17 protein-coding genes and 1 pseudogene are annotated in these 22,065 nt (G+C 42.4%); 7 read left to right on the top strand and 11 right to left on the bottom strand.

Annotated features, from left to right (window positions below; all coding sequences use genetic code 11):
- Window positions 1-154: 154 nt before the first annotated feature.
- Window positions 155-856, bottom strand: a complete 702-nt coding sequence (locus MgSA37_RS28855) for a S9 family peptidase (protein WP_197706020.1) — start codon at window positions 854-856, stop codon at window positions 155-157.
- Window positions 745-2,409 (bottom strand): beta-propeller domain-containing protein, encoded by a 1,665-nt coding sequence (locus MgSA37_RS18260; protein WP_197706021.1) that lies wholly within the window; start codon window positions 2,407-2,409, stop codon window positions 745-747. The genes MgSA37_RS28855 and MgSA37_RS18260 overlap by 112 nt, the downstream gene beginning before the upstream one ends.
- A 195-nt stretch (window positions 2,410-2,604) precedes the next feature.
- On the opposite strand from MgSA37_RS18260, the gene MgSA37_RS18265 reads away from it, so the two are divergent.
- A complete protein-coding gene (locus tag MgSA37_RS18265) occupies window positions 2,605-3,123 on the top strand; it encodes an acyl-CoA thioesterase (protein WP_096353943.1) in 519 nt (172 codons plus the stop codon).
- 94 nt (window positions 3,124-3,217) lie between these two features.
- Window positions 3,218-3,556, top strand: a complete 339-nt coding sequence (locus tag MgSA37_RS18270; RefSeq protein WP_096353944.1) for a hypothetical protein — start codon at window positions 3,218-3,220, stop codon at window positions 3,554-3,556.
- A gap of 59 nt (window positions 3,557-3,615) precedes the next feature.
- Here MgSA37_RS18270 and MgSA37_RS18275 read toward each other — a convergent pair whose 3' ends face one another.
- From MgSA37_RS18275 to MgSA37_RS18285, 3 genes and pseudogenes are all read right to left on the bottom strand, one after another.
- A complete protein-coding gene (locus tag MgSA37_RS18275; protein ID WP_096353946.1) occupies window positions 3,616-4,689 on the bottom strand; it encodes a family 10 glycosylhydrolase in 1,074 nt (357 codons plus the stop codon).
- A 79-nt stretch (window positions 4,690-4,768) separates the two neighbouring features.
- Window positions 4,769-5,869, bottom strand: coding sequence for a carbohydrate-binding family 9-like protein (locus MgSA37_RS18280; RefSeq protein WP_221199454.1), 1,101 nt, complete (start codon window positions 5,867-5,869; stop codon window positions 4,769-4,771).
- Window positions 5,870-5,913: 44 nt separating this feature from the next.
- Window positions 5,914-6,317: pseudogene (locus MgSA37_RS18285) on the bottom strand (EVE domain-containing protein).
- A gap of 284 nt (window positions 6,318-6,601) precedes the next feature.
- Here MgSA37_RS18285 and chrA point away from each other — a divergent pair.
- Window positions 6,602-7,723 carry a chromate efflux transporter gene (chrA, locus tag MgSA37_RS18290; protein ID WP_096353949.1) on the top strand — a complete coding sequence of 374 codons (1,122 nt, stop codon included), beginning with the start codon at window positions 6,602-6,604 and terminating at the stop codon, window positions 7,721-7,723.
- Window positions 7,724-7,755: 32 nt separating this feature from the next.
- On the opposite strand, the gene MgSA37_RS18295 is transcribed toward chrA, so the two are convergent.
- The gene (locus tag MgSA37_RS18295; RefSeq protein WP_096353950.1) at window positions 7,756-8,880 is read right to left on the bottom strand and encodes a GAF domain-containing protein; all 1,125 of its coding nucleotides are present in this window, start codon (window positions 8,878-8,880) and stop codon (window positions 7,756-7,758) included.
- 366 nt (window positions 8,881-9,246) lie between these two features.
- Between MgSA37_RS18295 and MgSA37_RS18300 the strand changes: the two genes are divergently transcribed.
- A complete protein-coding gene (locus MgSA37_RS18300; protein ID WP_096353952.1) occupies window positions 9,247-9,636 on the top strand; it encodes a hypothetical protein in 390 nt (129 codons plus the stop codon).
- A gap of 47 nt (window positions 9,637-9,683) precedes the next feature.
- Window positions 9,684-10,109, top strand: coding sequence for a hypothetical protein (locus MgSA37_RS18305; RefSeq protein ID WP_096353954.1), 426 nt, complete (start codon window positions 9,684-9,686; stop codon window positions 10,107-10,109).
- A gap of 57 nt (window positions 10,110-10,166) precedes the next feature.
- Here the strand turns inward: MgSA37_RS18305 and MgSA37_RS18310 are convergent, their stop codons facing one another.
- On the bottom strand, window positions 10,167-12,044 hold the full coding sequence (locus MgSA37_RS18310; protein WP_172885344.1) for a PAS domain-containing sensor histidine kinase: 1,878 nt from the start codon (window positions 12,042-12,044) through the stop codon (window positions 10,167-10,169).
- 743 nt (window positions 12,045-12,787) lie between these two features.
- Window positions 12,788-13,810 carry a DNA polymerase III subunit delta gene (gene holA, locus MgSA37_RS18315; protein WP_096353957.1) on the bottom strand — a complete coding sequence of 341 codons (1,023 nt, stop codon included), beginning with the start codon at window positions 13,808-13,810 and terminating at the stop codon, window positions 12,788-12,790.
- A 141-nt stretch (window positions 13,811-13,951) separates the two neighbouring features.
- Between holA and MgSA37_RS18320 the strand changes: the two genes are divergently transcribed.
- Window positions 13,952-14,410 (top strand): type I restriction enzyme HsdR N-terminal domain-containing protein, encoded by a 459-nt coding sequence (locus MgSA37_RS18320; RefSeq protein ID WP_096353958.1) that lies wholly within the window; start codon window positions 13,952-13,954, stop codon window positions 14,408-14,410.
- Here MgSA37_RS18320 and MgSA37_RS18325 read toward each other — a convergent pair whose 3' ends face one another.
- Complete coding sequence (locus MgSA37_RS18325) at window positions 14,411-16,210, bottom strand: ATP-binding protein (RefSeq protein WP_096353960.1); 1,800 nt, start codon at window positions 16,208-16,210, stop codon at window positions 14,411-14,413.
- Between the two features lie 114 nt (window positions 16,211-16,324).
- Window positions 16,325-18,991, bottom strand: a complete 2,667-nt coding sequence (locus tag MgSA37_RS18330) for a valine--tRNA ligase (RefSeq protein ID WP_096353961.1) — start codon at window positions 18,989-18,991, stop codon at window positions 16,325-16,327.
- A 398-nt stretch (window positions 18,992-19,389) separates the two neighbouring features.
- On the opposite strand from MgSA37_RS18330, the gene MgSA37_RS18335 reads away from it, so the two are divergent.
- Window positions 19,390-21,447: a M13 family metallopeptidase gene (locus MgSA37_RS18335; protein ID WP_096353963.1), complete on the top strand. Its 2,058-nt coding sequence runs from the start codon at window positions 19,390-19,392 to the stop codon at window positions 21,445-21,447.
- Window positions 21,448-21,814: 367 nt separating this feature from the next.
- Here MgSA37_RS18335 and MgSA37_RS18340 read toward each other — a convergent pair whose 3' ends face one another.
- On the bottom strand, window positions 21,815-22,030 hold the full coding sequence (locus MgSA37_RS18340; protein WP_096353964.1) for a bacteriocin: 216 nt from the start codon (window positions 22,028-22,030) through the stop codon (window positions 21,815-21,817).
- Window positions 22,031-22,065 lie beyond the last annotated feature (35 nt).

The following is a 22,065-nucleotide window of genomic DNA, read 5'->3' on the forward strand; positions in this document are numbered from 1 at the left end:
ATAAAAATTCACAGGCTATTCATGCTCCGCCAATTGGCGGACTACCTGTTTGTAGAAAACAAATACAAGAAAATATTACCCCTTCAGGGGTTACCCATTCGCAAAGGGTATCCCCTGACGGGCATTCGATCAGATTTGCCTCATCAGCCGCAGCTTATTTTGCTTCATTCAGATTCGGCAGATCGTAATTACTTTTTAAATAGCGCTCCAGGTATTGAAAACTTACATTTTCAATCAGCAGGTAGCTTTGCCAGTTGTATGCCGCACCATGGGCACCGGGAGGATAGATCCTCAAGTCCACATCCTTACCTGCATTGGTTAATGCGGTTAACAATTGCATCGTATTAGCCGGGTGAACGTTATCATCGCTCATGGAATGAATGAGTAATAAATGATCTTTCAGGTTAGCAGCATAGGTCATATCCGCACTTTTGATGTAACCTGCTTTGTTTTCATTCAGCGGGGCCATATAACGCTCGGTATAAACATCATCATATAAACGCCAGTCGGTAACCGGGCTGTTCGCTATACCCACCTTAAACACGCCTGGATGGGTTAACAGTGTGTAGGTAGTGCTGTAACCGCCATAGCTGGTTCCCATAATGGCCATTTTGGTGCTATCAACCGACATGTTTTTTGCCAGGTAGCGTGCCAGGTCAACAAAATCGCTGCTTTCCAGTTTGCCCAATTGCTTGTAAACCGATTTCATAAAACCGCTGCCATAATTAGCCGAGCCCCGGTTATTTACATTGGCAACCATATAACCATTCTGGGCCAGCCATTGCGCCCAGGTATCGGTACCAAACTGGTCGAAGATCTCGTGCGATTCGGGCCCGCCGTAAACCAGTAATACCAAAGGGTATTTTTGTTTGGGTCGAAGTTTGCGGGTTTAATGTAAAAACCATCCAATGCAGCGCCATCGCTTGCGGTAAACTTAAATTGCGTTTCGGGCGCATATTCATGCGCTTTTAAATAATCGCTCACTTCGTGATTATCCACCAGCGTTTTCAGCACTTTGCCTTTATTATCATTCAAAGTAACCTGTGTTGGCGTGGTGTGGTTGCTATAGGTATCCAAAAAGTATTTGGTATTTGGCGACATGTTTACGTCGTGAAAACCGCTTATAGTAAATAGCCTCGTCTCCCCGCTCCCATCAAAATTAATGCTGTAGGGTTCCTGGTAAAGGCCGCCGCTTTCTGCCGACAAGTAGTAGATCTTTTTCGCTTCCGCGTCTATCCCGGTAACCTTTATCATATCCCAGTTACCTTTTGTAACCTGGTTGATCAGTTTGCCATCATAGCCATAACGGTAAATATGGTAATAACCTGAACGGTCGGATACCCAGAAAAACTCTTTTGATTTCTCGGGGAAATAAACCATATCGTTCACATTGGTATAAAAATTAAAAATAGCTACCCAGGTGCTGTTCTTTTCTTCCAATACCACATGATGCTCTCCTGTTTTTACATTAAAAAAGTACAGCTTCATATGGTTTTGGGCACGGTTAAGGGTCATCAATGCCAAAACATCGGGGTTGCTGGTCCAGTAAATGCGGGGGATATAAAAATCGCCGGTTTCATCAGGCGTCATCCAAACTTTTTTGCCGGTAGCCACATCAATAACGCCAATTTTTACGGATGGGTTTGGATCGCCCACCTGCGGGATCGAGATATGCACCTGTTCGGGATGATTACCTTCAAAGTTAGTCATCTGGAAATCGGGAACCGGCCGTTCATTAAACTGCCAGAAAGCCATATACCTGCTATCCGGCGACCAGTTCCAGGCTTGTGCCTGACCAAATTCTTCTTCGTACACCCAATCATAATGACCGTTAAAGGTGCCGTTTTCGCTGGTTTTATCGGCAGTTAATTGCTTTTCTTTCGCGGCAGCAAAATCATAAACAAACATGTTGCCGTCGCGTTCCATGCCTACTTTTTTACCATCAGGAGATAACTCGGCAGTACGGGCATCCTTTGCCGCCCGTTTGAGCTGTTTACTTTCCAAATCGTAGATATAATAATCCGCTACACCCGAGCGCCGGTAGATCGGCCTGAAATTGGCTTTAAAAACCAGGTGTTTCGAGTCATGCGACCACTGGAACGACTCGTAGTTGAATGGCTTAGTGCTTCCAGGAAAAGTAAATCCTTTATTACTGAAGATCAGTTCATCCTTTAAGGTTTGCGGGTCCATGGAGCGGATCTCGTCGTTATCGATGAAAGAATATTTATTCCCGCCGTTTGTCCAGTTAACGCTTTGCGGGCCAGCATTGCCAGCCAAACTGCCTGCAGACCGTATAGCATCCTCTAAACTGGTGTAGGCTTGTTTGGTTTGCGCCTTAAGCCCCATGGGTAAAATAACACATAATGAAAGCAAGCCTGTTAAACTAACCCGCACAAATTGAATCTTCATATAAAGAGTGTATAATTTTATAAACTGGGATAAAGCTAATAGAAAAAGGTGAAAGGTAAAAGGTGAAAGGCGAAAGGTAAATTATACTATAATTTTCAAATTAGCGATCAAATTTCATTGAACAGTTCAAAAACCTTTTACCTTTAGCCTTTTACCTTTCGCCTCATTAAGTATCTTTGCACAAACAACATATCTATGAAAGGAAAAACGCCCAAAGAATCACATACCATCATGAATGAACTGGTATTACCCAATGATACCAATACACTGCATAACTTAATGGGGGGGCGTTTACTGCACTGGATGGATATTGCTGCAGCCATATCAGCACAAAAACATTGTAACCGGATAGTAGTTACGGCATCGGTTGACAACGTATCCTTTAAACAACCCATTAAATTGGGGGATGTAATCACTATCGAGGCACAGGTTTCAAGGGCTTTTAACACTTCCCTCGAGGTAAGGCTGGATGTTTGGGCCGAAAATATCCCTTCGGGCACGCGGATAAAAAGCAACGAGGCTTTTTACACCTTTGTGGCCCTTGACCAGAACGGCCGGACTACTCAGGTACCGGAAGTAATCCCCGACACGATTGAGGACATGGTATTATACGAAGGCGCCCTGCGCAGAAGGCAATTACGGTTAATTTTAGCCGGTAAGATGAAACCCAACGATGCCACCGAGCTAAAAGCGCTTTTTTTTGGCGAAGAGTAATAATAAACGTGCTCTTATTTAAACATTAACGGCATACATCAAAACCGATTTTTTTCTTAAAGATTCAGTACCTTTATGCACCTGAATTTATTTTATGAGAAAGATAACCTTATTGCTGTTGATGATTTGCGCATTGGGCATTTCATGTTCAACAACTAAAAAAACGGTACAAAGCGGCGCTGCCTCCGTTTCCCGCACTGAAAATGACGGATCATCCTTCGAAAAAGCTATTGTTATACAGGAAACACATGAAACACCCGGCATTGATGCTGAATATGCCTGGATCAGGAATAAATACCCCGGTTCACACACCAATAGCCAGGCCTTAGTCTATAATAAAAATAAACCTTTCGATATCCTCCATATCACTACGGCGGATAATAACAAGGTGGACGTTTACTTCGATATTTCGAACTTTTACGGGAAGTTTTAGGGCTCAAACCAGGCTTCCGAAGTTTCGAAAACTTCGGAAATCTCTTATCATCCCTGGCTCTATCCCAACGTTTCCTGCTTTAAAATATCCAAAACAGACGGGGTAACATTGCCAAAAAAAGACACGCCGGAAGCGCCGTTTTTTAACGCAATTTGTATCCCCTGCCTTATTTCGTCATCGTTTTTAAAGTCCGAAAGATAAAGCCCTGCATAAAGCGGGAATGAGCCTGATAAAAAATGGATGCCTTCGGCAACCGCATCCCCTATCCAGGCCACCTTTTCTTTGTAAAACCCATGGTAGATCATCGGGCAAACGCCGTCCAGTTTAAAGTTGGTCCAGTCCTGCCTTACGTTACGGCGGGCAACTTCGGGTGTCGGGAAAACAGCCGCGGTAATTAATTTTTTATGCTGACGGGCAATAGCTGATAAGCTATTCACTACCCTGGCAATATTGTTATACCTGAACAGGCGCCATGACAGGCTTGCTTCAGGATATTGAATCTCAGAAAGGTCTGTACCATATTGTTCCTTAAATTTCGAGCGGCAAACATCGCAGTAGCAATAATCATAATCGGGCAGTTCCTTTGTTTGTTCAATATGGTAATTGCCCCAAAGATTTACAGGTAAAACCACATCGCAATAGCGCACATAATCCAGGTGGATGCCGTCAACGTAATCCTTATCCAAAATATCATTTACCTGTTGCTCCAGGTATTGCTGCACTTCCGGCCTCGAGGGGCAAAGCCAGCGGTAATAATTTACATAGGGAGGCTTGTCTGCACATGAATCGCCGTTGCGGTTTCTGCTGTACCAATCGTCATGAACGCCCAGTAATTCGGCACGGTTAAAGGTCCAGATCCAGCGGTGCGCTTCCAAACCCGCTGATTTGGCGGCACGAAAATGTTTTTCGCTGTCGGCTTCAAAAAACACACCGGTTATTCCACCTGCTTTAAAACCAGTATAACGTATTTTTAATTGATCCTCAGTATCTTTTGGATCAGGGCCTATCCAGACCCAGTTTTTGTGTTTCTTCTTTTTGGAATTTACATTAGTTGCCGCCGCTTCGCTTTTTAAACCGATAGCTGACGCCGCAGTAACCAATAGACCTGTTTTTAAAAATTCACGTTTATTCATATACCTGTAAAAATTAAATGACTGCGCCGCACACGTTCAGTCATACCGCTTCCAAAAATTACGTTTATCCCCCCGAAAGCTATTTATAGCTGTGAACAAGCCCTTCCTGGTTAATTGCCCAGGTAATATGATCCTTTTCATCCCTGATAAAAGCCATAAACTGGTGCGGGGTAGCTTCTACGCTAAGGGCATTCCTGTTTTTATTTATCACTACCTGCTTACCCAGGCCAAACGCTTTTAACGAAGCCGTATAACCTTGATGCTGCTGGTACCAAAGCTGCTCATGGTAGTAAATAAGCCATAAATATCGCTTTTGCTGTTCAAAATATGGCAAACTAAAGCCTGTATTATTTATGTTACTTTTTGTGAACGACAAGTATCCCCAGCGTTCCGGGCAATGCATATCCACTACGCCCTGCGGCGACCAAACCCAGTTGTGTTCCGGCAGGTTATGGCCGCCATTGTTTTTCAATTTTACATAGCTGCCATTTTCGGGCCTGGTGTCCCACTCCACCCGCGAAAAGTTAATACGCCACAAGGTACCCTCTGATGGCACCTGTACATTGTTGGCAAGGCTAATGGCTTTAAATGGAATAGCAATTTCAATGGTCCAGCCTTTGTCGGCAGCCGAGGGGTCGTTAACCGTTCCCTGTACCTTAACAGCCGAGTGCATCCCCTCCGCATCCCAGCTAAACATAGGCGTCCCGCCATTTCGGTAAGGCTTGTTTAAAAAAAGGTCGAACACCGTATTTAGCGCATTGTATTCCAGTTCAAAATATTGGTGGGTAGTGTTATTGGGATTGATAAAAACCTCGAAATCATTGTCATGGAAAACGATCTCATCATGCTGTTTGACGTACGCCCACACATTCGGATCGTGTATCTGCGCAGCAATATACAGGCAGCTGTCATCCCAAAGCATTTTTACATTGGTTTGCAGCCGCGGATCAGGTTTTAAATCACCCTCAATATCGCGGAAATCATCGGTCCATTTGGCCTGTTGCCAGGCGGTATCGTTAAGATCACCGTCAATTACCGGCGGGGCTTTGGCGTAGGCAACGACGTAGCTTTTTGGCATGGTAAACATATTGGCGAAAGCACTGAAAGGCGATTGCGCATTGGACGCCAGGGGGAAAAATGAGATGCAGAAAGACGTGAACAGGAAAATATTTTTTTTCAAATGGAGCGAATTGCTTTTTGTTAAGGATAAGACTTAATTTAAATTCAGCGGCTCATTTCCAATATCTTATCAAACTCTTCAGGCTTTACTGCACTTACAGATAATCGGCCCTGCCGCACCAGCTGGATCTCGCTTAACATGGGTTCAGCTTTTATCTGCGCAAGGGTAACCGGTTTTTTAAGTGATTCAACCGGTGAAAATTCAACCACTACCCAATTGGTGTCGTCGGTGGTAGGGTCCTGGTAGGCCTCTTTTACAACCTTTGCAATACCAACAATTTCTTTGCCTTCGTTACTGTGGTAAAAAAAAGCCAGGTCGCCTTCCTTCATGGCGCGCATGTTGTTACGTGCAGTGTAATTACGTACGCCGTCCCAAAAGGTGCGTCCATCCTTATTAAATTTTTCCCAGCTGTATTTTCGGGTTCTGATTTGATGAGCCAATAATTCATTTAGTTGATTTATGTTGCCCGTAAAATTGGGAAAAAGGATGCAGATTAGGAAATGGTAAAACTCCCGCGCGTGTAAAATTGAACAGCAGTATCTGTATAGGCTTTTATCAACATTAATTTCAGTCTCCATACAACATCCAACGAGCAGGTATCAGCAAAAAACAGCGCATAAAAAGAGTTGAATAAGTATTTGCCATCAAATTACCATTGCAATTTATTAATCCTGTTTTAACACTAAAAGGCTAAATTCGGTGCGGCATTTTAGCCTTTAATCAAAATACCCCATGCAAGATAACAGGCTGAAAGAGATCGCCCGCGTATTTCTAAAATTAGGCGTTATAGGTTTTGGCGGTCCGGCGGTACATATTGCCATGATGGAAGAAGAGGTCGTGAGGAAACGGCAGTGGTTTACCCATGAGCATTTCATTGACCTGATTGGGGCCACCAACCTTATCCCCGGCCCAAACTCAACCGAAATGGCTTTGCATTGTGGTAAAGAAAGGGGCGGCTGGAAGGGGTTGCTGGTAGCAGGCGCCTGTTTTATTTTACCGGCGGTGATTATAACAGCAGCATTCGCCTGGGCCTACCAGCAATATGGGCGTTTGCCGCAGGTTCAGCCGTTTATATATGGCATAAAACCAGCCATCATCGGCGTTATACTTTCGCTGATGATCACGCTCGGAAAAAAGACATTTAAGAATATAGAACTAGGGTTCATTGGCCTTTCGTGTGCCATTTTAGCCATTGCGGGTATTAATGAGGTGCTTATCCTTTTTGGAGCGGGGTTTACTGGCATACTGATTTACAATGTCAGAAATAAATTTAGCGCTTTAAATTCTATTAGCCCTTTTGCGATGCTGCCAGCATTAGTTGTTTCCGGAGACGGTTCAGATTGGAAGATTTTCTGGATCTTTCTTAAAGTAGGGGCAATTTTATACGGCAGCGGCTATGTCCTGTTTGCTTTCCTCGATTCGGAGTTAGTAAAAACAGGAATGCTCTCGCGGCAAACGCTGATTGATGCCATAGCCGTCGGGCAGTTTACTCCCGGACCGGTGTTTTCGTCGGCTACGTTTATTGGCTGGCAAATGGGTGGCTTAGCAGGCGCTGCAAAGGCTACCATCGGCATATTCCTGCCCTCATTTTTGTTTGTTGGATTGTTAAACCCGTTGGTTTCATGGCTCCGAAAATCAAAAGCTATGTCGGCGTTTTTGGATGCAGTAAATGCATCCGCTATCGCTTTGATCCTGGCGGTTTGCGTTGAGATGGGCAAAGAGTCCGTAAATAATTGGAAAACCGTTTTGATCCTGGTTGCGGGGATTGCAGTTAGCCTGTTCAATAAAAAGTTAAACAGCGCCTTTATAATTATTGGCGGCGCCGCGGCAGGTTACCTGCTTTGGTTAATATAACGGGCTGTAAAAATAGCTTAACTACTGCTTAACTACTGCAGATTTACCGCATCATCTATATTGCCAACGATATGCCTTATGGTGATGTCCAAAGATTGAACGGCTTGTTCAAGCAGTTGAAGGTATTCTTTTGGCGCCTTATAATCGTGTTCTTTTATCAGCCCCATCAACCCCATGATTGAAGTAAGGGGCGCCCGGAACTCGTGGGCTTGTATGTGCGCAATTTTCAACAGCGACGCATTTTGAGCGATAATCTTTTGTTCTTTAATTTTTCGTTCGGTTACATTCCGGATAAGGTAAGATACTCCAATAATATCATCCTGGTGATTCCTCGCGGTTTCAAAAGTAGCTTCCCACCATATTAAACCCAACTCTTCATAGTCGGTTGATCCTTCAACAAAAGCCCGCTGGCCATCTAAAGCCTGGTTGTACAGCCTGATAAACGTGGAAACAAATGCAGGTTCCAAATATTTAACGAGCTGATCTCCGCGCAATGGCTTCACCTTATGCACCATTCTTATAAAATTGTACGCAGTTCTGTTAAAGTCGATTATTTCGCCATGTTTGCCCAAAAGTACCTGGAAATTGGTTGAGCTTTCAAAAAAAGAACGAAGCCTGATATTAGCCTCGTCATTAATTTTCTTTTGCTCCATTAATTCATTTTGCTTTTTTTCAAGCATTTTTGTGATAACCTTAAACTCAAGTACTTTTACTACCTGGTTTCCAAGTAACTCGAGTGCCATTTGCTGATGTGAGTTCAAAAATCCCGGTTTAAGCCCCATAACACAAAGCGCACCAATGCCTTCACCTTTTGGGGTAATCAATGGTACGCCTGCAAAAAATCGTATGCCGGGATCCCCGCATACCATCGTACTACCGGCAAAACGTTCGTCAAGCAGGGTATCATTTATAGTAAGCGCACCATTATGCAAAGTGATATGAACACAAAAGCTCAAATGTCCTGAAATCGATTTTTCAATAGGCCCATATTTTATTCGTAAATAAACAACATCCCCGCCTGAGAATGCAATAAAAGCATAGGGCATACCGGTTATGGCAAACGCCTGCTCAACAATAGGCTGTAATTCTTTATTTATTTCCGGGGTAAAGTCAATAATGCCCTGGCCTTCCTGTAAACGTAAGTCTTCAATAATCATTTAAATGTTTGGAGTTTAGCCTTATTACATTTACCGGTAGGTACCCTGCGATAAAAATGTCAAATCAACAAATAATGCCGTTGTACGGATGAATTGCAGCTTTAGTTATCCTAAAACCACTGTTTTTGGTAAATAATTTAATTATCACAACATTTTTTTATCAGATGAATACATTTAGCAATAGATCTTAGGTAAAAGATAAATCTTCATAAATTTTATTTTACTGAATATCAATATCTTAACTTAATTAAATTAATTTTTATAGTTCTATGTATTGCATATTACTATCCTAAACATATATCTTTACATAACAATTAACAACTTAAAGGTTTTAAAAGCCTTTTGTAATAAAACATAAAAAAAGACATGAAAACAGGTGTATTTTTTGCTGTATTCAGCATCCTTTCATTGAGCATCTTCCTGGTTTGGTCGAGGTTTGAGGATTTCAACCATAATATCTCCATCACCGTGAGCGAGGAGACAGACACCTATGAATTTTCGGCCCGTTATGATAGATTAAATACGCGCCAGGTTCAGGCTTATATCAATGAGTGCATTAAACCTAACCAGATGGGTAACTCGGAAAATGATTACGTTGATGCTACCACTACATTACCGGATAATACCCGGTTTTATATAAAAGAATCGCCCGGAAGGGTAAAAATACGGCTGGATAAAACACAAAATTCACCGGCATCCTGTTTTCGCATAAAAAAGATGTGCGAAGGGCTAAAACAATTATTAGCAGGGAAATAGGCTTTACAACAACCAATATCAAAAAAATCAGTTAACAAATTCAAACAATGAAAACAATAGCCCTTATCCTTTCACTGCTGTTAGCAGGTGCTACCGGCAGTTTTGCCCAATGCGGCAAAAAATTTACCATTACAACATCAAAAACCGAACACATGGACAGCAGCGGCAATATTACCCGCACCGATGACGAAAAAGCTGTAGTGGTAATTGGTAAAACAGACATCAATATTTCGGTAAACGACGACCACAAAATGAGCGGAACCATCAAAGCCGACACCTGTAACTGGCCTGTAGCGTATAAAGAAGGAAAAACCGTTGTTAAGGCCGTTATCACTACGCAAAATGGAGAAGATAAAAATGTTACGATCACTATTACGGGCAAGGATGGAAAAGTTAGCCTGTTGTTTGAGGTAGAAGGCGAACCCGATGACAGGATCAGGGTTGCCGCAGATAAATTTGAAGAAACGCTCTGATATCCTTCTTAAAGCTTTGCCTATTTTAAAAGTTGGCAAAGCTTTAATTTTAACAGGCTATACCGCAAAAAGCATGACAAACTCGGTACCCTCGCCGAGTTTACTTTTTACTTTAATTGTTCCGCCGATAGCTTCAACCTGGGTTTTCACCATAAACAGGCCCATCCCTTTGCCTTCGGTTGTGGTATCAAAGCGCTTATACAAGCCAAATAACTCCGATGCATTTTTAAGAAGATCTATCCCTTTACCATTGTCTTTAAAACGCAATTCTATCTTGTTTTTAAGTTGATGGCTTTCAATGGTAATTACCGGCGAAACGCCGGCTTTACAGTATTTAATACTATTTGAGGAAAGGTTATAAAGAATACTATAAAGATAGCTCCTGATACTAAAAATAGAATCGACATCAAATTGACAGTTGAACTGAATTTTTTTGCCAACTACCGTGTTATTTATACTTGTTTTAATAGCATTGACAAGATCCAAAAAATAAATTTTTTCCTTTTTTTCATTCGTCAGCTCCCGTGCCTGTAAAATCTGATTCAGGTCCTGGATCACGGTGTCCATGTTTTTGATCGAGAGAGAGATTCTTTCCACCACTTCCTGTTTTTCGGCCTGGTCAAGGTCTTCTTCCATTAACATTTCGGACAAACCAATAATATTTGCCACAGGTGCGCGCAGGTTATGCGAAATGATATAGGTAAATTGTTCAAGATCCTTTATATGCTGTATCAGATCAGCTGTTATTCTTTCGCGTTCAAGGGCAGCGGTTTTAGTTTCTGTAATATCTTTATTGGCTAATATAAAGCCCCAATTTTGGTTGTTTTTGTCCTTTACGGCCAACCACCGTACGTTATTCCATTGCGTCGTCCGGTCGCCGCGCTGGTAGCTTACTTCATAGCTAACTGTTTCACCTTTAGCCACTCTATCCAGCATTTCTTTGATCAGTGACCATCGTTCTGCGGTAAAATAGTCACGTGCATGCGTACCTACTTCAAGCTGTTTACCGTTTTGCTGGATGGAATATCTATCTGCCAAAGCATTAAACGACAATATCTTCATATCAGCATCAAACAAGATGTATGACGAGTCTGTATTGTCAAAAATGGTTCGCAGGTTGGCTTCCGATTTTTTTATTGCTTCTTCATCCAGTTTGCGTTGTGTTATATCGGTCACCATGGCCAACGCTCCTTTATATTTGCCGGTTTCGTCAATTATCGGGTTTGCAGAGATATTGGCCCATACATCTTCCCCTGCCTTGGTTTTGTACCGGATATCCAGGTTTTCCTTTGATCCCCGCCTCCGCCTTTCCATACAGGCAATGGCATAGGCTTTGCCCTCCTCATCCATAAAATCATAGAGTTCTTTACCCATCATTTCATCGGCGCTATAGCCTAAAATATCGGCCATTTTTTTGTTTACAAAATTGGTCTTTTCATTTTCGTCAATCGTCCATATCCCTTCCTGGGCCGATTCAACAATCTGGCGGTACCATGCATCACTTTGCATGTGTTTTTCTTCTGCTTCTTTGCTTTCGGTGATATCGCGTGTTATGCCGTCGACCCTGATCAGCCTGCCTGTTTCATCAAGGCAGGGTAACACTTTATTTTCTACCCAGCGTACCGATTTATCTTTACGGATGATGCGATATTGCTTGCTAACCTTTTCGCCACGTTGTAACACTTCCTCTTCACCATCCAACAAATGTTTGTCATCCGGGTGGATCAGCTCAAACCACAGCCTGTTATTTTTCAGAAATTCGGATGCTTTATGCCCGTAAAGTTTTTCGCAGCCGCTGGAAATTTGGATAACCTTAAAGTTGATCATATCAACGGAGAAAAAAACCTCATCCATCGCGTTAAAAAACAAAGTGAGCTCCTGATGCGAGGCGACCAGTTCATTTATATTGTTGGGGATCTGAACATGCTCTGACATTGAGTTCGGCTTAATTTTTACGTTAATATTTAAGCCCATTGCCAATAGCGGCGGCTATATTATTGTTAAATTAAAACTATTTTATAAGCCATTAACTTACTGTAATACAAACAAAAAGGACTTAACAACTTATTATTAACCTAAATTAAATATAAAAGTTTGTTTTAATAAAAATTAAAATATTTTTAGGGTATATCATTTAACTATTTTTCATTTTTTAACCATTAGCCAAAAAATCTTCATAATATACCTAATTAAGTATTGTATATTAGTTATAAGAGGGGGCCATTTGGAACTAGCCCAAAAGTACATGCTTGACACGTACATGCAGCACAATCCCGATGTACCAACCGGCAGGCAGGGCTTCATTGATTTTTTTCAGCAAATTTGCCAAAGCGCAACCCATAGCCGATACCATTAAAGCACCCCTTATTCAATCGTCGCCGAAGGCGATTTAGTGGTGCTTAGTTTTAAGGAAATGAACCCTGACCCAAAAGACCGGTCAAAAAAATATACTACCACATGGTTTGATAGGTTGCTTATTGAAAACGGGGAGGTTGCAGAACGTTGGGAATCGCTTACGTTATAACCAAGCAATTCCTCCGGAGTCATAGACAGAAGGCCGTAATAGTTCCGGCGGAACTACCTGTTTATAGCACGTACAATTGGGTTTGAATTTCCCCGGTGGAGCTCCTCTCTCTTAAAAGAGAGGGCTGGTAAAAACTCACTTTATCTGATGCTATTCAATGCAATATCTTAAAAATCAGTTCCTTCATCAACCCACCATGGCCGGTAGTTGAATCAACGCCTTTGCTTTTCACATCGTACTCACGCAGGTAACTGATAATCTGCATTGTTTTGCCATAGCTGTAACTCCTGCCAGCCTGTTCATAATCCTTGATAAAATAGGGGCTTACGCCTAATTCGCGCGCCAGGTTTTGGGGCGACTTGTCTTTCACATAATGATAAACCAGCACCTTGCTGAAAAAATTATTCAGATTTCCCAATACCAGCACAATCGGGTTGGCTTTGGGATTTGCCTCGAAATAATTAATGATCTGGTTAGCTTTGAAAGCATCTTTTTTTCCAAGAGCTGCCTGCAGCTCAAATACATTATACTCTTTACTGATGCCGATATTATCCTGTATCAGTTTAAGGTTGATCTCCTGCCCTGCCGATATGTTCAGCATGAGTTTTTCAAGCTCGTTGGCAATCTTTGAAAGATCATTTCCTAAATATTCGGCCAGCATCAATGAGGCCTGCTGGTTTATTTTGTAGCCCTTCCCGGCAATAAAATCCTCTATCCAGGCTGGCACTTTACTGTCATAAAGGGCTGCGGATTCAAATATTAAACCGCTTTTTTCAATAGCCTTATAGGTTTTCTTTCTTTTGTCGAATTTGCCGTATTTATAGCAAAACACGAGGATAGTGCTTGATAAGGGGCTTTCGAGATAGCTTAATAATGGATTAATGCCTTTTTTATCCCCATCATCATTTCCCCATTTCATATCCTGGGCCTCTTTTACCAAAACTACCTGGTAATCAGCCATCATCGGGTAACGTTTGGATGCATTTAACACAGACATGATATCCGTATCCTTACCATAAAATACCGTTTGATTAAAGCCTTTTTCCGCGTCAGAAAGCAGTTTGTGTTCTATAAAATCGCTTACCAGGTCGATATAATAAGGCTCTTCACCATGCAACAGGTAAATAGGTTTGTATTTGCGGTTTTTTAAGTCTTTCAGTAATTCGGTGGCCGTCATTTCACCGGCAAATTACGGAAATTTATTATGAAAAGTCGTTGGGTATCGGTCATTAGTCATTGGTGAAAAATTGTTACTAATCGATTTGCTGCCCTCTGCCCATTATTAGGATTCTAGCGTTAAATTGATCATTTTCGCACCATGGATTTGTTGATTCCGCTTCAGTTGCCCCCTTACCCTTTTAAAATTACCGACCAAAACGGGCAATTGATAATGTTTGATCCCATCAGAAAAAAGAACATCGTCATTACCCCGGAGGAATGGGTGCGGCAGCATTTTGTGCAATACCTTATCAACCAAAAAAAATACCCAAAAACCCTCATTAAACTGGAAGGCGGGCATAAGCTGCACGGGATGGCCAAACGATCGGACATTGTGGTTTATAACCCTGCGGGCGAGAAAATATTACTGGTTGAATGCAAAGCCCCCTCGGTAAATATTGATCAAAAAGTTTTCGACCAGGTAGCGCGTTATAATATGGTGCACAAGGTAAAGGTAATTGCCGTTACCAACGGATTGCAGCATTACTTTTGCCTGATAGATTTTGAGGCTGTGAATTATAAATTTATAGAGGAATTGCCCACCTACGCCCAGATGTGATTAATGCACTGCTGCAACCAGGTTTTGGATCTTTTCAAGCAATTCTTCAGGCTTAAACGGTTTCGAAACATAATCATTCATACCGGCCTTTAATACCTGTGCCCTGATATCATATAACGCGGCGGCTGTAAGGGCGATAATGGGCGTAAGCGCTTTCCTTGGATCCTGCAGCCTGCGGATCTCCATCGCAGCATCGAACCCATTCATCACCGGCATTTGCAGATCCATCAAAATAATATCAAAATCGCTTTCTTTGGCTAGTTCTATTACATGCTGCCCGTTGTTGGCAATAACAGGTTTTATTCTCCATTTAGAAAGCAGCTTCTTCATCAGCAACACGTTAACCGGGTTATCTTCGGCAATCAGCATCCTCAAATTCTCAAAAGATTCGGCGTAGTTAAGCAATGTATTTTTGTCATCGGCATCATCAATAGCAGCAGCAACCGGAAAATCCATACTGAACGAAAACTCTGAACCGCGGCCTACTTTACTGGTTACATACATCTGCAGCCCCTGCAATTCAAGCAGTCGCTTTACAATGGCAAGGCCCATGCCGGTGCCGCCGTATTGCCGGGTTGTGGTTATTGATTCCTGCGTAAATGGTTCAAAAATACTTTCAAGGTTTCGTTGATCTATACCTATCCCCGTATCCTTAACCACAAAATTCACCGTAATATTATTACCCTGGCTTTCGTGAAAAGATGCTTTGATCCATATGTTACCGGCCTGGGTAAATTTGATGGCGTTGCTAACCAAATTAAATAATATTTGTCCAAGGCGGGTAGGGTCGCCAATCAACGTTTTCTCGTTTAGCAAAGGGTCTATTTTCACCATAAACTCCAGCCCTTTTTGTTCGGCTTTAATTTTTTCGGAACCGCAAATATTTTCAACCACTTCAACAAGATTAAACCTTGTTTTTTCAAAAATCACTTTCCCTGCCTCTATCTTGTTAAAATCAAGCACATCATTTACGATTGCCATCAGGTTATTGGCCGAAAACTTCAAAACATCAAGGTTTTCCACCTGGTCGGGCCTGGGCTTTGCCATTAACATTACATTGCTCATACCGATAATGGCATTAAGCGGCGTCCTGATCTCATGCGACATAGTGGCCAGGAATTCGGATTTTATCCTGGATGATTTTTCCGCCTTCTCAATAGCCAGCTCAAGTTCGGCATTCAGTTCCACCTGTTTTTCCCCGTTTTCTTTTAACTCACGGATATTATTTAAAAATGCCCCGTAAAAATGGCTGTGGATGTAAATGATCAATATAAAATTAGCAAAAATGCTGATAATGATCGTCGACTGGTCAACCGACTCGGGACGAAGTGCTATGGAATAGTTGCCCTTATAGGAAATCAGCAAAAATACCATTACGGGCACCAGGTTCAACAACGAGTAGAACAAACCCCAGCGCTGCCCGATCATATAATAACTAAACAGTATAACTAATAAAATTACCTGTACCGTAATAATATCAACCTTCTGCATGGCAATAAAAACATTATTAAGGTTAATGATGGTAGCAATAATTAGCACAGCGTGCGAAATTTGCTTCCAGTTGGCCCGGTAGGTCAGGTATTTAAACAATACCAATAACGACACGAGCAAAATACCTGCAGTAATGGTGAGTAAGGCCTGGCGTTGAAAATAAACACTTATAAAAAGGCCGAACACAGCTACCCCCACTATCCAGAAGCCATAATAAAGTAAACGTATCCGTGCCTGGTCAAGAAGAGATTGGTCCTTTGAAAGAATATTATTAAGTGAAAAGTTAAAAAAACTTACTTTCCTGTTCATTAAGAAATGGCCTAAATTGTTAAGTTTAAAATCTGCAATAAAAATTCAGCAATACAAGGCCAGGCCCATTGGGCGCCCTGCTTCATCTATAATTTATCACAGTTTCAAATGCAATTAACAAGCCAAAGCTTCTAAATTCTCTTCAATGATCTTCAACTTAGCTTCGGCATCCGCTTTTTTCCGTAACTCACCCTCTATGATCTCGGGTTTCGCGTTGCTCATAAACCTTTCGTTCCCTAACTTTGAGTTAACTGAACGAAGGAACCCTATATAATACTCCTGTTCTTTTTTAAGCTTTGCACACTCGGCAACCGGGTCTAAAGTTTCATTTAAAGGAACATAAAACTCGTCGGTTGACACCATAAAGCTCACTGCACCAACTATTTTATCAGTAACGATATTGAAGTCGTTTATATTGGCAGATTTGCAAATCACCTCCTCATAAATTTTATAAAGTATACCGGAATTTGCTTTAACGGAAAGTGCAAGTTTCTCTTTTGGAGCGATCTGTTTTTGGTTGCGAATATTTCTAACCTGGGTGACAATTTGCTTCACAATTTCTATATCCGACAGCAGCTGGGTATTAATTTTCCCATTGCTTGGTAATTGGGCAACGATGCAGCAATCATATACCGAACGTGTGCCGAACAACTCCTCATCATGCCATAATTCCTCAGATATAAATGGCATAAATGGGTGCAGGACCTTTAAAATATTTTCAAAAAATCCAATAGTTCTATTAAGCGTTTCTCTGTCAATCGGTTGCTGATATTCGGGCTTCACCATTTCCAGGTACCAGGCGCAAAAATCGTCCCATACCAATTTATAGGTTGCCATTAAAGCATCCGAAATCCGGTATTGTTCAAAATAATCTTCAATTTCGGCCAGTGCCTGGTTAAACCTGCTTTCAAACCATTCAATGGCTAAATCATTATTATTTTCAAGGGTTTCGTTAACTTCCCAGCCTTTTACCAGCCTGAAGGCATTCCAGATCTTATTGGCAAATTTACTTCCCTGCTCACAATAGCTTTCATCAAACATCAGGTCGTTTCCTGCCGGCGAACAAAGCAGCATCCCTACCCTTACGCCATCGGCGCCATACTTTTCAATCAAGCCGAGCGGGTCAGGCGAGTTGCCCAATGATTTTGACATTTTACGCCCAAGCTTGTCACGAACTATCCCGGTGAGGTAAACATTTTTAAACGGCACCTCGCCCCTGAATTCATGCCCCGCCATGATCATCCTGGCTACCCAGAAAAATAAGATCTCCGGCGCGGTTACCAGGTCGTTGGTTGGATAATAGTAGTTAATATCGGCATTATTGGGATCCTTAAAACCATCAAAAACGGATATAGGCCAAAGCCATGATGAGAACCAGGTATCCAATACGTCTTCATCCTGTTTTAAATCCTCAGATGTGAGCTGTGAGATGTGAGATGTGAGATTTTTGGCCAATTCAAAAGCTTCTTCGCGTGTTTTGGCAATTACAAACTGCCCGTTTGGTAAATACCAGGCAGGGATCTGCTGGCCCCACCATAGCTGGCGGCTAATGCACCAATCGCGCACGTTTTCCATCCAGTTGCGGTAGGTATTGATAAACTTTTCAGGGATCAGCTTAATATCGCCTTTCAACACATAGTCAAGCGCAGGTTTGGCCATTTCGTCCATCCTGCAAAACCATTGCATGGATAGTTTTGGCTCAATAACTGCATCGGTCCGTTCTGAAAAGCCAATCTGCGATTTGTACTCTTCTACTTTCTCAAGGCTGCCATCTGTTTCCAATAAAACGGCTATTTTTTTTCGGGCAATAAAACGATCCTCTCCAACTAAAATTTGGGCTTTTTCGTTCAATGTACCGTCGTCATTTAAAATATCAATAACCGGCAGATGGTGTTTTTGCCCAAGCTCATAATCGTTCAAGTCATGCGCAGGGGTAACTTTTAAACAGCCGGTACCAAAATCCATGGTAACATATTCGTCCAGGATCACCGGGATCTCCCGGTTGATTAACGGAATTAAAACGGTTTTGCCATGCAAATGAAAATACCGTTCGTCATTCGGGTTAATACAGATCGCTGCGTCAGCCATGATCGTTTCGGGCCGGGTGGTGGCAATAGTCAGGTAATCCAGAGCAGACTCCTGACTCAAGACTTCAGACTGAGGACTTACGACTTTATACCTGATATAATAAAGCTTTTGGTTAACTTCTTTACGGATCACCTCTTCATCACTCACCGCAGTTTTCCCTTGCGGGTCCCAGTTCACCATACGTACGCCGCGGTAAATCTGACCCTTTTTATACAAATGAATAAAGGTGTCTATAACCGCATCGGATAATTCATCCTCCATGGTAAAACGTGTCCGTTCCCAATCGCAGGAAGCACCGAGTTTTTTTAGTTGTTCAAGGATGATACCGCCGTATTTCTCTTTCCATTCCCAGGCGTGAGCCATAAATTCCGGACGGGTAAGATCTTTTTTTGCGATGCCCTTTTCCTTTAGCATGGCAACTACTTTGGCTTCGGTAGCAATACTGGCGTGGTCGGTTCCCGGTACCCAGCAGGCATTTTTGCCTTTCATACGGGCACGGCGGATCAAAACATCCTGTATGGTATTATTAAGCATATGGCCCATGTGCAGCACACCTGTGACGTTTGGCGGCGGAATTACGATGGTGTAAGGTTCGCGTTCATCAGGCACCGACCTAAAAAACTCATGCTGTAACCAGTAACTGTACCACTTCTCTTCGGTTGCTTTCGGCTCGTATGTTTTAGAAATACTCATAGGGTGCAAAAATAGGGTTTTGCTTTTATGGTTCATAGTTTTTTGTCCATAGACCATAGTCCATGGTCCATAGAAAGAATTTCTCAACATTAACAGCGAATGAGCTATGGTCCATCGACCATCGTCTATGGACTCTTCACCCCATCACAATATTTTTACAATACAGCGTTATCTTACTAAACTAAGCTCCCGTCCATGAAATCAGTGCCTGTTCAGCGTTTTTTACTGGATATTTTAAAAAAAATGCGCTCATCATTTTTAATCAAATGGTTTAACCGTTAGGTTATATCGCCATCTGTTGGCGGCAATATTCTTTATTTACTACCTTTAATTTTTCGGGCATGAAATTAATGCCTTAAAAAAAACTGACTGACCCTCATTATTAAAGAATTAACTAAATGAAAGTAAAATTTACCCATTTTATGCTGATCGGCCTTGTTGGCCTTTCGGTAAGCGCGTTTAAGGTTATAGGCGATAAAAAACCGGGGCACAAAAAACCGCCGATGAAGTATATTGATCCGGCAAACATGGATCTTTCTGTTAAGCCCGGTGATGATTTTTATGAGTATGCCAATGGCAACTGGATAAAGAACAACCCGATACCCGGCAAAGAAACCCGTTGGGGCAGTTTCGGCATATTGAGCCAGGGAAACACCAACAAACTGCTTGAATTATTAAAAACCGTTAGTAAAACACAGCATCCCAAAGGCAGTTTGGAGCAACGCGTGGGCGACTTGTATGCCAGCGCGATGGATACAGTTGCCATTGAAAAACTTGGTTATGACCCGATAAAACCGATCCTGGAAAGAATTGATAAAATATCCGACCTTAACGGGGTGATCAGCGAAGTGGTGTTTGAGCGTACGCATGGCGAGGCCGACCCATTATTCCGTTTTGGGGTTGGCCCCGATGATAAACACCCGAATAAAAATATCGCCAACCTTAACCAGGGCGGCACCAGCCTGCCCGACCGCGACAATTACCTGAAAAGCGATGCACGCAGTGTAAAGATCCAGGATGCCTACAAACAATACATTGTTAATTTATTTACATTAACCGGCTTAAACCATGATGACGGTGTAAAAAATGCGGAAACGATTTTTAATATCGAAAAAACGCTGGCCAAAGCACAGCTCAGCCGGGTAGCTATGCGCGATCCGAATGTTACCTACAATAAATTCTCGGTAGCTGATTTCAGCAAAACTACGCCACATTTAAACTGGGTTGAATTGATGCCCGAAATGAAAGTTGGCGGCCAGGATACGCTTTTAGTTGGCCAGCCCGGCTTTTTTAAGGCAGAAGACGCTTTATTGACTGAAACCCCTGTAAGCGATTGGAAAGTTTATTTGAAGTGGAATATCTTAAAAGGTTCAGCAGGATCTCTAAGTTCACCTTTTGTAAAGGCTAATTTTGATTTTAGTGCTGCTTTAAGCGGGCAAAAGGTGCAGACACCACGCAACGAGCGCATGGCCCGCCTGGTTGACGGCAGCGAAGGTGAATTGCTTGGCCAGTTATACGTAGCTAAATACTTTACCCCTGCAGCTAAACAATACATGGTTAACCTGGTAAACAACCTTAAAGTTACCCTTGGTGAACGCATTAAAAACCTGGCATGGATGAGTGAGGCAACCAAAACCCGGGCCCTTAAAAAACTGGCTGCCTTTACCGTAAAGATAGGTTACCCTGATAAATGGCAAACGTACAGCGGGCTGGAGATTGACAGGAACGATTATTTCGGTAACCTGAAACGCGTATCCGAATGGAGGTATAATTACGGCGTGAGCCAGATCAGTAAGCCGGTGGATAAAAAGCGCTGGGGAATGTCGCCGCCTACCGTAAATGCCTATTACAACCCGGTAAATAACGAGATCGTTTTCCCGGCAGGAATCCTGCAATTCCCTTTCTTTGATTTTGGAGCAGATGATGCCGTAAACTATGGCGGCATTGGCGCCGTAATAGGCCACGAAATGACCCATGGTTTTGATGACCAGGGCCGCCAGTATGATGCCGATGGTACACTGCGCGACTGGTGGACAAAGGATGATGCCGATAAATTTAAAACCCGCGCCGACCAGGTGGTTACCCAATACAATGGCTTTACTGTGCTGGATACCCTTCATGTAAATGGCAAACTTACACTTGGCGAAAACCTTGCCGACCTTGGCGGCCTAAATGTAGCGTATGCTGCATTTAAAAAGACCAAAGAAGGCCATTCGCATAAAAAGATCAATGGGTTTACGCCCGATCAGCGGTTCTTCCTGTCGTGGGCACAGGTATGGAGAAGCTCGCAACGCCCCGAAGCTGCCGCCCAGCGTATTTTGACCGACCCGCATTCACCTGAGCAGTTCCGGGCCAATGCGCCTATTACCAATATTGATGCGTGGTATGCCGCATTCAATGTAAAACCGGGTGATAAGATGTATCAAAAACCAGAAGACAGAATTAAGGTTTGGTAAAACTCGGTAAATTGAATAATATTAATCAATTAGCCTGTTTTACGTTTTTAACTGCAGGGAAATCGCTTTTAAGATTTCTGAACTTGGTTTCGTCTTTTTGGATGTGTCGTAGGCACATTTCGTTGGTAGAATATCAATTCGTAAGTTCACCAAGCGTTCCTATTGGAACGCCTCGTGCTTATTTATGCAAATCTACCAACCAAATGTCCCGCTGGGACATAGAAAACTAAGGTTTTTATCTTCTGTCACCATGAAATATTTTAAAACCGACTTCCCTGTTTTTAACTGTTAGGGCTAACAAAAATGCCTCCCAAAATTTGGAAGGCATTTTTGCTTTGTTGCACCAAAAGTAAAGTGCAGCCCCAAATTAAGCGCAATAAAGGAATGATCCATGTCCGGCGCCGGCACAGTAAGCCGGCTGACATCCGATTTTCATGCTTCCTGCCACCGGAAACGGTGTGCCAGGCGTTCCAGAACAATAAGTTTGACTGCCGCTTAGGCCGCCAACCACTTGTTTCATTTCGCTTTTTGTTAATTCTTTTGAAAGGCTGAATTTGCCATTTGGTTTTACCTGCTTTTTCATAGCATTTTTGATTTAGGTTTATTAATTGATATTTA

The sequence above is a fragment of the Mucilaginibacter gotjawali genome, from assembly GCF_002355435.1.
Lineage (GTDB): Bacteria > Bacteroidota > Bacteroidia > Sphingobacteriales > Sphingobacteriaceae > Mucilaginibacter > Mucilaginibacter gotjawali.

Coding starts and splice junctions, on each gene's coding strand:
- MgSA37_RS18335 (WP_096353963.1), top strand. CDS start 19,390: ATGAAAGTAAAATTTACCCATTTTATGCTGATCGGCCTTGTTGGCCTT.
- MgSA37_RS18270 (WP_096353944.1), top strand. CDS start 3,218: ATGAGAAAGATAACCTTATTGCTGTTGATGATTTGCGCATTGGGCATT.
- holA (WP_096353957.1), bottom strand. CDS start 13,810: ATGACGGCCACCGAATTACTGAAAGACTTAAAAAACCGCAAATACAAA.
- MgSA37_RS18300 (WP_096353952.1), top strand. CDS start 9,247: ATGAAAACAGGTGTATTTTTTGCTGTATTCAGCATCCTTTCATTGAGC.
- MgSA37_RS18325 (WP_096353960.1), bottom strand. CDS start 16,210: ATGAACAGGAAAGTAAGTTTTTTTAACTTTTCACTTAATAATATTCTT.
- MgSA37_RS18305 (WP_096353954.1), top strand. CDS start 9,684: ATGAAAACAATAGCCCTTATCCTTTCACTGCTGTTAGCAGGTGCTACC.
- MgSA37_RS18340 (WP_096353964.1), bottom strand. CDS start 22,030: ATGAAAAAGCAGGTAAAACCAAATGGCAAATTCAGCCTTTCAAAAGAA.
- MgSA37_RS18310 (WP_172885344.1), bottom strand. CDS start 12,044: ATGTCAGAGCATGTTCAGATCCCCAACAATATAAATGAACTGGTCGCC.
- chrA (WP_096353949.1), top strand. CDS start 6,602: ATGCAAGATAACAGGCTGAAAGAGATCGCCCGCGTATTTCTAAAATTA.
- MgSA37_RS18295 (WP_096353950.1), bottom strand. CDS start 8,880: ATGATTATTGAAGACTTACGTTTACAGGAAGGCCAGGGCATTATTGAC.
- MgSA37_RS18260 (WP_197706021.1), bottom strand. CDS start 2,409: ATGAAGATTCAATTTGTGCGGGTTAGTTTAACAGGCTTGCTTTCATTA.
- MgSA37_RS18275 (WP_096353946.1), bottom strand. CDS start 4,689: ATGAATAAACGTGAATTTTTAAAAACAGGTCTATTGGTTACTGCGGCG.
- MgSA37_RS18320 (WP_096353958.1), top strand. CDS start 13,952: ATGGATTTGTTGATTCCGCTTCAGTTGCCCCCTTACCCTTTTAAAATT.
- MgSA37_RS18330 (WP_096353961.1), bottom strand. CDS start 18,991: ATGAGTATTTCTAAAACATACGAGCCGAAAGCAACCGAAGAGAAGTGG.
- MgSA37_RS18265 (WP_096353943.1), top strand. CDS start 2,605: ATGAAAGGAAAAACGCCCAAAGAATCACATACCATCATGAATGAACTG.